Origin of the sequence: Dialister succinatiphilus (genome assembly GCF_928721695.1) — a bacterium.
Lineage (GTDB): Bacteria > Bacillota > Negativicutes > Veillonellales > Dialisteraceae > Dialister > Dialister succinatiphilus.
Genome location: NZ_OV788641.1, coordinates 1,348,505 through 1,362,876 on the forward strand (window position 1 = coordinate 1,348,505; position 14,372 = coordinate 1,362,876).

At 51.0% G+C, this 14,372-nt stretch carries 8 protein-coding genes; 4 read left to right on the forward strand and 4 right to left on the reverse strand.

Translation table 11 applies throughout. The features are described 5' to 3' along the window. Positions 1-700: 700 nt before the first annotated feature. The 3 genes from NW747_RS05545 (at position 701) to NW747_RS05555 (ending at position 7,465) form a co-directional block, all read left to right on the forward strand. Positions 701-889, forward strand: coding sequence for a hypothetical protein (locus NW747_RS05545; protein WP_273185773.1), 189 nt, complete (start codon positions 701-703; stop codon positions 887-889). Positions 890-1,308: 419 nt separating this feature from the next. Beyond that, complete coding sequence (locus NW747_RS05550) at positions 1,309-1,770, forward strand: ESPR domain-containing protein (RefSeq protein ID WP_273185775.1); 462 nt, start codon at positions 1,309-1,311, stop codon at positions 1,768-1,770. Positions 1,771-1,951: 181 nt separating this feature from the next. Continuing rightward, positions 1,952-7,465: an S-layer homology domain-containing protein gene (locus NW747_RS05555; protein ID WP_273185778.1), complete on the forward strand. Its 5,514-nt coding sequence runs from the start codon at positions 1,952-1,954 to the stop codon at positions 7,463-7,465. Between the two features lie 542 nt (positions 7,466-8,007). Here NW747_RS05555 and NW747_RS05560 read toward each other — a convergent pair. The 4 genes from NW747_RS05560 to NW747_RS05575 all read right to left on the reverse strand — a co-directional run bounded on the left by NW747_RS05560 (position 8,008) and on the right by NW747_RS05575 (position 12,773). Beyond that, entirely contained in the window at positions 8,008-8,868 is an 861-nt protein-coding gene (locus tag NW747_RS05560) for an IS3 family transposase (protein WP_273185781.1), read from the reverse strand. Further along, positions 8,865-9,215 carry a hypothetical protein gene (locus NW747_RS05565; RefSeq protein WP_273185784.1) on the reverse strand — a complete coding sequence of 117 codons (351 nt, stop codon included), beginning with the start codon at positions 9,213-9,215 and terminating at the stop codon, positions 8,865-8,867. Before NW747_RS05565 ends, NW747_RS05560 begins: the two co-directional genes overlap by 4 nt. A gap of 255 nt (positions 9,216-9,470) precedes the next feature. Beyond that, positions 9,471-9,854 carry an endonuclease domain-containing protein gene (locus NW747_RS05570; protein WP_273185787.1) on the reverse strand — a complete coding sequence of 128 codons (384 nt, stop codon included), beginning with the start codon at positions 9,852-9,854 and terminating at the stop codon, positions 9,471-9,473. 654 nt (positions 9,855-10,508) lie between these two features. Continuing rightward, positions 10,509-12,773 carry a helix-turn-helix transcriptional regulator gene (locus NW747_RS05575; protein WP_273185789.1) on the reverse strand — a complete coding sequence of 755 codons (2,265 nt, stop codon included), beginning with the start codon at positions 12,771-12,773 and terminating at the stop codon, positions 10,509-10,511. Positions 12,774-13,639: 866 nt separating this feature from the next. On the opposite strand from NW747_RS05575, the gene NW747_RS05580 reads away from it, so the two are divergent. Then, complete coding sequence (locus tag NW747_RS05580; protein WP_008860348.1) at positions 13,640-14,281, forward strand: CpXC domain-containing protein; 642 nt, start codon at positions 13,640-13,642, stop codon at positions 14,279-14,281. Positions 14,282-14,372 lie beyond the last annotated feature (91 nt).

The following is a 14,372-nucleotide window of genomic DNA, read 5'->3' on the forward strand; positions in this document are numbered from 1 at the left end:
TTTCCTGCGAGTCATTGGCGAGGCTGGCTGTCCGCATCCCATCGGGTCATTCTTCATGTCATTCAGAATGACCCGTCCGGCGTAAAGGTAAACATGTAACCTCCTGCCACCCTGTTCAGGGAGCAGAATAAAACCCTCCATACCTGTTATGATATGTGGCAATGCATAGCATCCATAGGGCCCCTTTAAAAATTGCGGCGAAGCCGCCACCACAACCCTCGGCCCCAAAGGCCGTCAAACTTAAGAACCCTTGGGCCCATAGGGCCCATCCATCTTACGAACCTTTCTACACAACTCTTCTACACAACCTGAGGCGCCAGCCGCGCCCCCTTTCTTTAAAATCTGCGCCCCATAGGGCACCACCACCTTTTGAACCTTTTGAACCTTCACACCGACGGTGTGTCCCATGGTGAACCCTCTGAATCCCGCCGCTCCGAGGCCTCATATACGAAAGTATACTTTCCTCCCTTTCCGGAAGGATTTTTTTATTTTTCAGGAGACATATTTCTTTTTCATAGATACCCTGTATATCTTCGAAGACCGGAAAGGCGGGAAATCCCCACGGGGGGGGATGAAGCGGTGCCGGCCACGGATGGGGAGAAGAAAAGTTGAGAGAAATAAAAGGTATACTTTCGTATACTTTTTGTGTGTTTGTGTATAGTCTATACTTCAGACAAATAGAAGAGAGAGCCTTAGCTCTATGAAATCCGGCAGAAAAAATAGTTTTACAGACTTGAACAATGTGCATAAATATGCATTATTTAAAGCCGCCCATTTTCAGACAAACGAAAAAACTCTGCCGGAAAGGAAAGGCAGAGTTTTTCTTTTGCCAGAAAATCAGAAATTGACCACTTTTGCAGAAAAACGACCACTTTTGCAGAAAAAATAGAAAGTTTAGTTCCTTTAAGATATAGTAACGACAGATAAAGCGGAACAATTACATAGGAAATCAGAAGCGTCATATGTCGAAAAAATGTTGACTGGGGACCTTTATTTCGTGCGCCCTGAAATCGGGAGCAGTGGAAAACGAGGAAGCTTCATAGAAAGTCATACACCAAAAACGGGCGGCGCCGAGGGTTTCCGGGTTCTGTATAATCTGCATACATGCATTCAAAGGCCCGCTCTGAGCCTTGAAGATATGAGTATACACAATAAGAACCGGATAAAGGAGGCATAGGTACAAACCGGTTCCGCCGCTGGGACGAACCCCCTGGGGCTATGTGAGTCAAAAATGCGGCACATCCGGCGCTAAGCCGCAAGAAAATGATTCGGAGCATCTATCATTTCCATTTAAAGGAGGGTAACACCATGAATAAGATTTACAAAGTCATCTGGAGTAAAGCAAAACACACCTATGTGGTGGCATCGGAAATCGCCAAAGGCCACACCAAGGGCGAAACCACAGGAAAAGGACTGAAGAAACTGGCCGCAGCCATGCTGGTGGCAGCAGCTCTTCTGAGCCCGAACTTCGCCTGGGCTGCGGATACGGCTACAGTGACTGATACGGGAAGTAACCCGCAGACAGTTTATACCAAAGATGGTGCCGATACTACTTTTGTGAAAAAAGGTTCCAACAATGGCAATAGCCTGACCATTGGTGCCAGCGAGTCCGAAATTCTTTCTTCTCATCAATATGTGACCGGTGTGCAGACTACGTATGATGGAGTGAATGGACAGGTTGTCACTCAGGCTACCGGGGGCAAGTCCTCCATCAGTTTAAAAGTCGGGAATGAAGACAACTTAACTTATAATTTTACGGAATTATTCTGAGGTAACAACCACAAAAGATGGAGGAACTACTTTTACCTACCATTATGAAGGTGGCGCGCAGACTATTGATAATAGTACTACTATCAAAGGTAATACTGTTACCACGGGCAGAGTCACCGCTTCCGCTGGTGTCGTAGATGAGACAACCCAGGATGGGGTCTCTGTTAAGAAGACTAATACCGTGGGCCAGAACCTGAGCGTCCTGGATGACCGCATTACTGCCGTTAAGGACTATGTACTGAATGAAACTGGGAACAATTATGTGAGCAAGACTGATGCAGCGGTACAGGACGGAGCCATCGTCAAAGTAGATAAGACCATCGGCGAGAATGTGACCAACCTGGACGCCGCTCTGGCCAAAGAAACCGCCGCCCGTCTTGGTGCCGATGCAGCCCAGGACAAGGTGATTCAGCAGGTCAATGATAACCTGGTAACAAGCGTCAACACCATCAACAAGAACGTGGCTGATGGATTCACTGCCTTGAACCAGGCAGATGCCAAGGAAGCTGCAGCCCGGGAAGCGAAAGACAATGAACTGAACGAACGCATCACGAACGAAGCCAATGGGATCCATGATGAAATCAAAGCCGGCGATAAGACCCTGAATGACCGGATTACTGCCGTTAAGAACTATGTACTGAATGAAACTGGGAACAATTATGTGAGCAAGACTGATGCAGCGGTACAGGATGCCGGTGTCGTGAAAGCGGATAAGAAAATCGGCGAAAATGTGACCGCACTGGGAAAGGGCCTGTATGATGAAACGGCTGCCCGCATCGGTGCTGATAAAGCCCAGGACAAGGTGATTCAGCAGGTCAACCAGAATATGGTAGATGGATTCAATACCATCAACAAGAATGTGGCAGATGGATTCAAGGCTTTGAATGCAGCGGATGCCAATGAAGCCAAGGCCCGTGCAGATGCTGACGCAGCGGAAAAAGCAGCCCGCATCGGGGCTGATAAAAAACTGGCGGAAGCCGTCAATAGCGGACTGAGCCTGAGCAATGACAATGTTCTGCAAAAGAACACCACTACCATTGACGCCCAGGGCAACGTGACCACCTCCAAGACCGATGCCAAGGAAATGATCCTGAACAAGGGCAAGGACAACCAGATTACCCTGAACGAAAAGGGGATCAAAGTTGGCACCAACAGCACGGTGGTGGATAAAGACGGTGTCTACACCGGCGGCGATACCTACAGCGAAGCCAAGGCAGCGATGAGCGCTGACGGCAAGATCAAAGGGGCCAACGGGGCTTTCACCGTAGATGAAAACGGAAATGTCGCTTCCAAGGCAACCATCACCGGCGAAACAGTAACCGACGGTAAGGGTGCTTCTATGAACAACGGAACGGTAACCGGCAAGACCCTGACCGATGGAATTGCTACCATTACTAATGGCAACATCAATACCAGCGGTTCCGTTACCGGCGGCACCGTAACTTCCACGGGCAATATCTCCGCATTGGGTGATATCCACGCAGGCGGCGCCATTACGGGAGCCAGCGCTTCCATCCAGGGCGCTCTCACAGCAGGCAGCGCCACCATTACCGGTGACCTGACCGCCGGCGGCGCTATCCAGGGTAAGAGCATCTCCGATGGTACGGCAACTATGCAGAATGGCAACCTCACTGGTGTGAAGAACCTGAGCGCTGAAACCATTACCACCAGCGGCGATGCCACTATCGGCGGTGACCTGACTGTTAAGGGCAAGCTGAACGTTGACGAAATCGACCTGACCAAGAACGGCATTGTAGGTGACAACAACGTAACGGCCAGCACGAAAGTGGCAGCCGGTGAAATCACCTCCTACAAGAAAGCCACCAGCACGAAAGATGGCAGCGAAAAAGAAAGCGCTATCGACTACGATGAAAACAGCACTTCCACTTGGGCCAAAGCTACCGATGCAGATGGTAAGTGGAGCAAGAGTACTTTGACTGTAGAAGGCAGCGATGTAACGTCCAAGGTTGTCGATTCTAAAGAGAACAGCAACCTGTCTACACAGACATCTACTCAGTCACAGAGCACACTGACGGATAAAGATAGTAACACCAATGTATCCACCCAGACCGCCAGCGAATCCAGCTCTGTAGTTTCCGGCAAGGATGGAGGAAATAACTACAAATCTTACATCACCCAGAACCTGAAGAAGATTCTCCAGAAAATTGAGGATGGCGACGGCCATGTTCTGACCAGTACGGAACAGACAGAAATGGACATCACCAACACTGCTAAGAACGGCACTATCACCAATGATGCAGGTAAACTTGTCAATACAGCCAGCGACACCATTGCTAATATGGCTGGAAATGACATTACCAACACCTCAACCAATGGCAATATTGCTAATACTGCAGCCAATGGCACGATTTCTAATAATGCCAAGAATCTGACAAACACGGCTTCTGAGAACATCACTAACAAGGCTGAAAATGGTAATATCAGCAACATTGCTTCCAATGGCACAATCAGTAATGAAGCGAAGACCATTTCCAACAAAGCTGATGAAGCGTTGACCAATGATGCAAAAACCATTACCAATACGGCCAGTGAATCTGTAACCACCCAGATTGGAGACGGTTCGGAAGTGCAGAGCGTGATGAATGGAGGCGGTATCGCCAATAAAGCAACCGGCAAATCCATCACAAACGATGCTGCTAAGATTACGAATACCGGCACCACCAGCGTGACAAATCAGGTTGGCAATAACAAAGTCCTCGTTGATACCACCCATGTACAGTCCGCATTTGGAGATACCATCTACACCACCTGGGATGAAAGCGGTATCACAAACAATGCAACGGATAAGACCGTAGCAACCAATGCCAAGAATATCCAGAACACCGCAACCGGTGATATTACCAACACCGCTGAAAAAGGTACCATTACCAATAAGGCACAGAATCTTGTCAATGATGCTTCTGTCAATATGACCACCACTGTCGGCGGTGAAATGAAGACTACCGTCACCGGCAAAGTGACGGAAGATTATAAGTCCGATTTGGATACCAAGGTTGGCGGTAATGAAACTCATTATGTAAAAGGAAACCAGACTAATACCGTGTCCGGCAACCGTACCGTCAATGTGAAGGGCACCGAAACTGAAAACTTCAATGCCCTGGAGACCAACGTCAAGACCGACCAGAAGACCTCTGTGGGCGGCAACCAGACTACCATCGTAACCGGTAACCAGACCAATAATGTCAGCGGCAGCAAGACTGAAACAGTCAAAGGTTCTGTAACCGAGAAGTACGGCAGCCAGGCAACTACCGTCGATGGCGACCAGAGCACGAACATTGGTGGCAACCAGACTACTGTGGTAGCCAAGGATCAGACCAATACGGTCAGCGGTAACAAGACTGAAACCGTGAAGGGTGCCGTGAACGAAACTTACGGCAGCCAGACCACGAAAGTCAATGGCGATCAGAGCACGACTGTGACCGGTAAGCAGACCAACAGCATCACCGGTGACCAGGTCAACACCATCGGTGGTAACCTGATCGACACCATCATGGGGACCAGCACCACCACCGTAACCGGCAAGGTTACGGAAGATTACAAGTCCGACCTGAGCACGAAGGTGGGCGGCGACGAAACCCATGCGGTAACTGGAAACCAGACCACCACGGTTTCCGGCAACCGTACCGTCAATGTGAAGGGCAACGAAACTGAAAACTTCAATGCCCTGGAGACCAACGTCAAGACCGACCAGAAGACCTCTGTGGGTGGCAACCAGACTACCATCGTAACCGGTAACCAGACCAATAATGTTAGCGGCAGCAAGAACGAAACTGTCAAGGGTTCTGTAACCGAGAAGTACGGCAGCCAGGCAACTACCGTTGATGGCGACCAGAGCACGAACATTGGTGGCAACCAGACTACTGTGGTAGCCAAGGATCAGACCAATACGGTCAGCGGTAACAAGACTGAAACCGTGAAGGGTGCCGTGAACGAAACCTACGGCAGCCAGACCACGAAAGTCAATGGCGATCAGAGCACGACTGTGACCGGCAAGCAGACCAACAGCATCACCGGTGACCAGGTCAACACCATCGGTGGCAATCAGACCACGACCGTAACCGGCGACAGCAGCCTGAGTGCCAAGAACATCACCAACACAGCTTCCGAAAAGATTACCAACCAGATTGGCGACGGCTCTGCAGTGAAGAGTGAAATGACTGCCGATGGTATCACCAATACGGCGGAAGGCGGCACCATTTACAACAAGTCGAAAGATATCCTGAACGAAGTGTCCGGTGATATCCTGAACTTTGCAGATGGAGAAATTGGAAATTCTGCCACCAAGATTACCAATCTGACTGGCGATAACACCGTAACCAGTGATACCAATGGTACCACCTTTGAAAACAAGGCACACAGCACTGCCATTGAAGAAGGATCCGTCACAAAGACCACCATTTCCGGAAACACACTGGAAACCGGCAAGGCAACCATGGACTATGCGGAAGTGATGAAAGACCTGGGCGTTCGCGGCAATGCAGCGGTAGATGGAAACACCACCCTCGGCAAGGAAGGCGCAGAAACCACTCTCACCGTCAACAGCACGTCCACCTTCAAGAAAGATGTAACCATGAAGGAAAACGCTACAGTAGAAAACGATCTGGCAGTGAAAGGCAACACCAAGCTGGATGGCACCCTGGAAGTGGGCGGCAAGTCCACATTCAAGGATGATGTCACCATGGAAAAGAACCTGGATGTGAAAGGCACCACAACTACCGCTAAACTGGTGGTTAACAACGGAGCCACTGTAACCGGCGGCACCACCACCGATACACTCCATGTGACCAGCACTGCAACCTTTGATGATATTGTGACCATGAAGAAAGACCTCTCGGTCGGCGGAAATGTGGATGCAGCTTCCTACACCGTGAAAGGTACAGGCATCAAGATTGATGAAAATGGCATCAATGCCGGCGGCACTAAAGTCACCGGCCTGGCTCCGGCAGATATCAGCCACGCAGGCTCCACCGATGCCGTTTCCGGCGGACAGCTCTATGAGACCAATACCAGGGTCAGTGGACTGGAAACCCGTATGGGCACCGTGGAAACCAGAGTGGATAAACTGGACAACAAGATCGACAAGGTAGGCGCCAACGCCGCAGCTATGGCAAACCTGCACCCCCTGGAATTCGATGAAGACTCTAAGTGGAATGTGGCAGCAGCAGTAGGCAGCTCCGGCAGCGAAACTGCCAGTGCGGTAGGCGTATTCTACCGGCCTAATGAAAACGTGATGGTCAATGCCTCCGCTGCCATGGGCACCGGTGAGAATATGTTCGGCGGCGGCGTATCCCTCCGTCTCGGCCACGGCGGCAACAAAGCCAAAGAGGCACAGATGAAGGCAGCTGCAGCAGAAAATAAGGAACTCCGTGCTAAAGTGGACGACCTTACCGCCCGCATGGACGCTCTCCTCTCCGTACTGAATCCCAACATGTCCAAAGATTTCCCGGATGTGCCGGAGAATCACTGGGCCTACGAAGCCGTTTCCCGTCTGGCAGGCAATGGCATCGTGGAAGGCTATGAGGACGGCAAGTACCACGGAGAACGGCAGATGACCCGCTATGAAATGGCAGAAATCATCTACAACGCCCTCTCCAAAGGCGCTAAGGCGGAAAAGAAACTGGTTGAAGAATTCCGCCCCGAACTCCAGGCCATGGCAGCCCAGAAAAAAGCCTAGCCTCACCAATCACTCCCCCTTCATCCCTCCAAGCCGGATGACTGCTAATATGAAGGACAGTGATATGAGGATATAATCCCTGCCCCTTCCCCCCGGAGGGGAAAGGGATAATAAACCCCCGGGACGAAAGTCCCGGGGGTTTTGCGATGGGATTGTGACAAGCCCCTATGGGGCTTGAGGGTTGACGGCCCGCTGGGCCGAAGGTACTTAAGGGGCTTAAGTTTGACGCGCCTCTGGCGCGAGGGTTGTTGTAGGGCGCCTCTAATTTATAGATGGCGCCCTTTTATAAAAAAACTTTACAACCGCCCTGCGGGCGTCGGAAATGCACCCCTTTTGGTGGCTGGCGCCACCACCTTCCCCCCCGGCGGGGGGACTTTATTCTTCGCTATGCGTTGAGCGGCTTTGCACTTGTCAACAAAAATTGGACACGAAACTAAAAAAATTAGGCATAAAAATTGAATACTTGTACAAGGCGCAGTGAATCTTCCAACATTGCCTCGGGAACCGACAGACACTTCATGCCAACTATAACTTGAATAAGTTCAGCAGTTAAAAATATGGCGTTCTCGGTACTGCTTCGGCGTCAGGTAGCCCAATGTATAGGCCGGCCTATATTCGTTAAAGAAATGGATGTAATTATCCACCTCTTCCGCGACGGACTTCTCCCCGGTCACGTGTAAGTCCATGAACATCTCGGCCTTAATCCATCCATTGACAGATTCCATTGCAGCGTTATCTGTCGGCGTTCCGGCACGTGACATCGACCGGGTAATGCCGTACATGGGCAACAGGTCGTTGTAGGCCTTAGATGCGTAGACAGATCCCTGGTCCGTGTGCAGAATCATTTGGTGCTCCGGATGTTGCTCCTTCCATGCAATCAGATCTTTCAGCCCACTGATATAGGTCATGCGGTCGCCACGCTTTGCCGAAAGGGAATGGCTGACAATCTCATCGTTCCAGAGATCCATGTAAAGAGTCAGTTCGTAGTAGGTGCCCTTCACATAAAACGCTGTCATATCGCTCACGATGCACTGCATTGGCCCGTCAATCTGCATCTCTGACAGGAGCAGATTGGGGAATATTCGCGCCGGATCTCCAGCCTTCTTGTAGCGGTAATGCTTGGACTTGCTCTTGATTCCCGCAATCTTGCAACACTTATGAGCATAGGGGTCAGACAGGACAATGTTTTTGTCCAGGCGTATCTTGGCATTCAGCCAGCGGTAACCATGCGATGGATACTTCAAGTGGTATTCTTGAAACAGCCTGACATTGCTTGCAAGGTTCTTCTCTCTTTCCGAAGGATGAGAAAGATGCTTCTTCCATGCGTAGAAACTGCTCCGCTGGATGCCCATTGCTTTACATAGAATCTTCACTGGGATTTCTCCTGACAGTTCCATAATCACTTGGTAGTCTTGCTGGCGTATAGAATGACCGTACCATCTCCCTTCACCTCGTATCCTTTTTTTAGCCTTGCTTCTGTGATCCTGGCTTTAATCAGCTCCTGGATCAATTCCTCCTTTGTCATAGATTTCAGTTCATCCAGCTCTGCCGGCTCTTTCTTGAAAGAAAGTGCGCTGATGGATCTCTGTCCGCGTTTGGGCGGCAGCCGATTGGCATCCCGATACATTCTCATGTAATTCCGTGCGGTCTGCTCACTGATGCCATATTCTTCTGCGGCTTCATACCGGCTTATTTCGCTGTAGTAAATTCGTCGACCGATGTCCAATCTTTGTTCTTTCGTGTACTTCATGGCAAACCTCCTGTCCAGTAAAGGGGATACTCTGTCCAGTGCTTATTTTGCACTGCCTATGCAGTGTACACTTGTATGTCTAAAGATTACCCCCTCTGTGTCCAATTTTAGTTTACCACTTCAGCTTAAGTCAGCACTAAGGTAAGGGGAGAGCAAATCTCCCCCACCGGGGGAGATGCCGCAGGCAGAAGGGGTGCATTTCCAACGGGCCATAGGCCCGGTTGTTTGTTTTTTCTTGCTAAAGGCATATAGGGTTTAAGATTGGTTTTCCTTTAGCTCTTCCATCCTTTTCTTTACGATCAAATCAATCATGATGCGGACGCCGTCGAAGCGGTGGTGGATATCACTGTTGGAGAAGCGGAGGACAGCAATGCCTTCTTTTTCTATATGTTTTGTGCGCCACTGGTCATAGCTCCTGCCGTAATCGGTGTAATGCTGAGAGCCGTCGATTTCTATGGCCAATCTGGCTTGATGACAGTAAAAGTCAAGGATAAAAGGGGCCTGTATCTGTTGACGGCGAAATTTGACGGGATAGGAGCGGAGGTATTGGTACCAGAGTTTCTTCTCCTCCGGAGTCATCCCTTTTCGCAGGGAGGCAGCTCTGACTTTTAAGGTGCGGTTCAAAGGAGGATGGTTCATAAGGGACTCCTTGATGGAGAAATGCTATAGAAGCAGGAAACAGTGGGAATCATTTCAAGGAACAACCGATGGGGCGGGAAAACTGTACAACCGGGCTTTTGCCCGTAGGGAAACCATACAACCGCCCTGCGGGCGAGGAAATGCACCCCTTTTGGTGGCTGGCGCCACCACCTTCCCCCCGGCGGGGGGACTTTATTCTTCGCTATGCGTTGAGCGGCTTAAGTCAGCACTAAGGTAAGGGGAGAGCAAATCTCCCCCACCGGGGGAGATGCCGCAGGCAGAAGGGGTGCATTTCCAACGGGCCGAAGGCCCGGTTGTTTGGTTTTTCATTCCGCAAAGCGGAATTACAAACTCATTGCCCCCTGAGCGAAGCGAACATAACCCGCCGACGGCAATCCGCAACCTTCGGGGCCAAAGGCCCCGTCAAACTTACGAACCCTTGGACCGAAGGCCCATCCATCTTAAGAACCCTTTTTATGCAACCCTTCTACACAACCCGCGGCGCCAGCCGCGCCCCTTTTTTAAAATTGCGGCGTCAGCCGCCACCACCCTCTGAACCCCTCTGAACCCCTCTGAACCCCTCTGAACCCCTCTGAACCCCTCTGAACCCTCTGAACCCTCACACCCGATAGGGTGTGTCCAAAAGCCGCCCCCTCATTTTTCTTTAAACATCCCTACCAGCTGGGCGCGGTTTTTGATGTCCAGTTTTTTATAGATAAGGGAGAGCGCTTTTTTTATGGTGATTTCCGCCACGTTCATTTCAGCGGCGATTTCTTTATTGGTTCTGCCTTTCATGACGAGGCGGATGATGCCCATTTCACGGGCGGTGAGTTTTTTGCTCAGCTGATCCAGGTGGATTTCTTTTTCCAGAATCTGCCCGGCCGATTCAAAGCGGGAGTCCATGATGTCTTTCAGGAGGGAGGAGGCAGGGCTGGCTTTGAGGTGGGCCCAGCGGGAGGCGAGGCGGTTTTTGACGGTGAGGAAGGGGATGATGAGGTGGTCCGGCTCTGCCAGGCGGAGGGCTTTTTCCATGGCTTCCAGGCATTGGGCGTTTTCGTGGAGCATGTCGCAGGCGATGGCCTGGTGGAGGAGGGCGTGGATTTCGCCTATGAGGGAGCGGCGCTGGCGGGCCAGTTTTTCGTGGCGGCGGGCAGAAGCCAGGAGGGTTCTGCCGTTTCCGGGGTGGACGAGCCGTTCGTCTTCCACAATGTGTAGGAAGGTAAGGGCAGGAAAATAGAACATGGAGCTGTTGATGGCTTGATTTTGGCGGTCTCCGCCTTCTCTGGAGGGGAGGATGATTTCCAGGCTTTCATCGCTCATGCGGGCGAGGAGGGCCTGGAAAGGCTGGGCGGTGTTCATGAGTTCATGAAGCTTTTTTCGGGACTCTTTCAGGCCGGCGGTATCTCCGTAGAAGTAGGAGAGCATGGCCTGGTAGTGGAGGCAGCGGATTTGGATGGAAAGGTCCTCCCTATAGGATTCGGTGGCTTCCAGGGTGGAGAGGGCGTCTTCTGCTTCGCTGAAATGGCCGGTGTTGAAGGCGTATTCCATCTGGAAATAGAGGGCCCAGGTTCCATTATGTGGCATGCGGTTGATACGGCAGCAGATTTCCTGAATTTCTATGAGCTGCTCCGTTTCTTCTTTCAGTTTTCCCGGCGTGGAGTGGTACATCATAAGGAAGGAGGGACAGCAGAATCCGAGACGGGGCGCTATGAACTGGTCTTCCAGATGAAATTTGCGGATGTCTTCAAGGACTTTGGCAAAGAGGGAGGTCATGGTGTCCAGATGATTGAAGGCGGTGGCCCCTTCGAGAAAGGTCAAGGCCGTCTGCCCCGAGAGGGAGAGCTCCAGCCGCTGGATGCGGGCCATGTTCCTTCGATAGCTGGCATGAAGTTCGGAGAAATAGAGGTCGTAGGCCATGAGAAGCACTGTTTTCATGTGCTTCTTCATCAAGTCATGGGGAATGTGGTCCAGAAGGTCGGCAGGATAGATGCGGGGTCCCGCCAGAAGAATGGAGTCGGTGCCTTTGTCCAGAATAATGAGGGAGAGCTCATAGTTTTTCGCCAGGCTGGCAAATCGCATGGCTTCGGGGAGGCTTCCCATGGAGTAGTACCAGTGGGCCGCCTTATCCAGGTACTGCCGCTGTGTTTCTTCGCTCCAGATTTGGAATTCGGACTGGAGAAATTCCTTCATCAGGGGAAAGAAGAAATATTTGCGGGTCTGCCGATTTAGATAGAGAAAAAGGCCGTTCTTTTCCTGACTGGAAAGGATGGCGGGCACATCTGCGTCAGGGCACATGAAAAGGGCCTTGTTCACAGAAAAGCGGTCGAAAAGGGAAAGAACTGTCAGGGTTTTTCTTGTGGCCTCGGACAGATAGCGGAAAACCTTATCATTGATGGTGAGGAAGAGCTCTTCTTTCTTCCTGTCGTCGATCATGCCGGTGCCGTAGTGGTTATGGAGCCAAAGGTCCTTCACGCCTTCGGATACCGCAAAGGTTTCCTTATCCTTCAGCTTGTTGTAGGAAATGGAATTGTTCAGATGTACCAGTTCCCAGCCATTGCCGCTGGCAGCTTCCGGATTTCTTCGATAGAGAAAATCACATTTCATATGTTCCTTCAGAAAGAGCTGGAGCTGCGGCGCCGTTTCCAGATCGGCGGTCACGGTGTAGAGCCAAAAGTCCTGGCTCAGAGGATGGGATATCCACTGCTCATGGGAGAGGACTGTGGGAATCATCTTGTCCCTGGTAGTAATAAAGAAACGGGTCACTGCATCCCGTCCGGAAGCAGCCATATCGGACCCTCCTCCCGTCCAGGTGATATCCCGGGCCATGAAGGCAAGAAGCAGGGTGATTTCGTTCTTTTCATAATAGTCATGAAGGATTTCCTGGGAGCAGGAGAGCAGGAGGCTTTCTGTGTCGGTCATGGGAATCAATCCTTTTTTATATACGATAAAATGGATTCTTTACTGCATTATATCATATGGATGGTGGGTGCCATATGGACAAGCCCTGCGGGCTTGAGGGTTGACGGCCCGCTGGGTCGAAGGTACTAAAGGGGCTTAAGTTTGACGCGCCTCTGGCGTGCACAGCGAACATGATTTGCACTATGCGAACTGGATTTGTAAGGGAGCATCAGCGACCTGAAAATCCAGTGAGTCAGTGACAGCAGTGGATGAAGGAGCAAAGCGACGCACAAATCATAGTGAGTCGTTTCCCCTTTAGGGGCGAGGGTTGTGGTGGGCGCCTTTAAATTATAGAAGGCGCCCTCTTATGATAAAACCTTTACAACCGGGCTTCGCCCGTCGAAAAACTATTCAACCGCCCTGCGGGCGAGGAAATGCACCCCTTTTGGTGGCTGGCGCCACCACCTTCCCCCCGGTGGGGGGACTTTATTCTTCGCTATGCGTTGAGTGACGAAGCGAGGCTTCGCGGTGTTTTATTCTGCCCCCCTGCATAGATGGAAGTCCGGTGCAGCCGGATAGGGGGTGGCGAGCGCAGCGAGCCAGTCAGCAGAATGCATATCAAGCTATATGATCCATAATGACAATCCCGTAACGCTGACTTTATAAGCATTGCCCGCAGGGCAATCCGCAACCCTCGGCCCGAAGGGCCGTCAAACTTAAGAACCCTCCGGCCAAAGGCCGGTCAATCCTAAGAACCTTTCCCTACACAACCCTTCTACACAACCCGCCGCCGACAGGCGGCCACAACCCTCGGGGCAAAGCCCCGTCAACCCTCACACCGAAGGTGTGCTATAATAAAAATCAAATCAGTTGATTAGGAGGCTGTCATGTCACAGAGTGCAATGCAGGAAATCACCTGCCCCAAGTGCGGGAAGAAACATTCCTTTCAGGTTTGGGACAGTATCAATACCCTTGAATTTCCGGAAATGAAAGAGAAGGTCAGGAACGACGAAGCTTTCCGCTACCGCTGCCCTGACTGCGGTGCTACGGCTCTTTTGAATTACAATTTCCTTTATCACCAGCAGGAGGACAAAATCCTGATTTTTGTGGATGCCGACGGCTCTTCCTATGGGGATATGGAAAAGATTCTGAAGCAGAGAGGCAATGCGTTTGACGGGTACCGGAAGCGCATCGTCCTTTCCTATAACGATTTCAAGGAAAAACTCCTGATTTTCGATGCAGGGCTGGATGACCGGATTGTGGAAATCATTAAGTCTTCCATTTGGGACAATGTGGAGGAACGGTACAAGGATAAGCACATTGATGAAATCTACTTTGCCACCAACGAAGACGGGGAGAATGGATTCCTTTTCCGGAAAGAAGGTCACATGGTGGCGTCCATGGAGTTTGACAAGGCTCTTTACAATGCCATCAAAGAAGCGGCCCTTTCCCGTATCGATGCCATTTCCAGAGATGATCTCATTATCGACAGAAATTGGGCCAAAACCATTGTAGCCCGTCTGGGATAACACAGGGAAAAATAAAAAAAGGCTGTGAAGAAATGATTCCCATTTTTTCACAGCCTTTTTGCGTGGAAAGAGTCCTGCGTGCCGGCGAGGG

What these genes read in the sequence shown, in the direction of transcription:
- NW747_RS05545 (WP_273185773.1), top strand. Translation starts at nt 701, where the DNA reads ATGAAATCCGGCAGAAAAAATAGTTTTACAGACTTGAACAATGTGCAT.
- NW747_RS05550 (WP_273185775.1), top strand. Translation starts at nt 1,309, where the DNA reads ATGAATAAGATTTACAAAGTCATCTGGAGTAAAGCAAAACACACCTAT.
- NW747_RS05565 (WP_273185784.1), bottom strand. Translation starts at nt 9,215, where the DNA reads ATGAAGTACACGAAAGAACAAAGATTGGACATCGGTCGACGAATTTAC.
- NW747_RS05570 (WP_273185787.1), bottom strand. Translation starts at nt 9,854, where the DNA reads ATGAACCATCCTCCTTTGAACCGCACCTTAAAAGTCAGAGCTGCCTCC.
- NW747_RS05575 (WP_273185789.1), bottom strand. Translation starts at nt 12,773, where the DNA reads ATGACCGACACAGAAAGCCTCCTGCTCTCCTGCTCCCAGGAAATCCTT.
- NW747_RS05580 (WP_008860348.1), top strand. Translation starts at nt 13,640, where the DNA reads ATGTCACAGAGTGCAATGCAGGAAATCACCTGCCCCAAGTGCGGGAAG.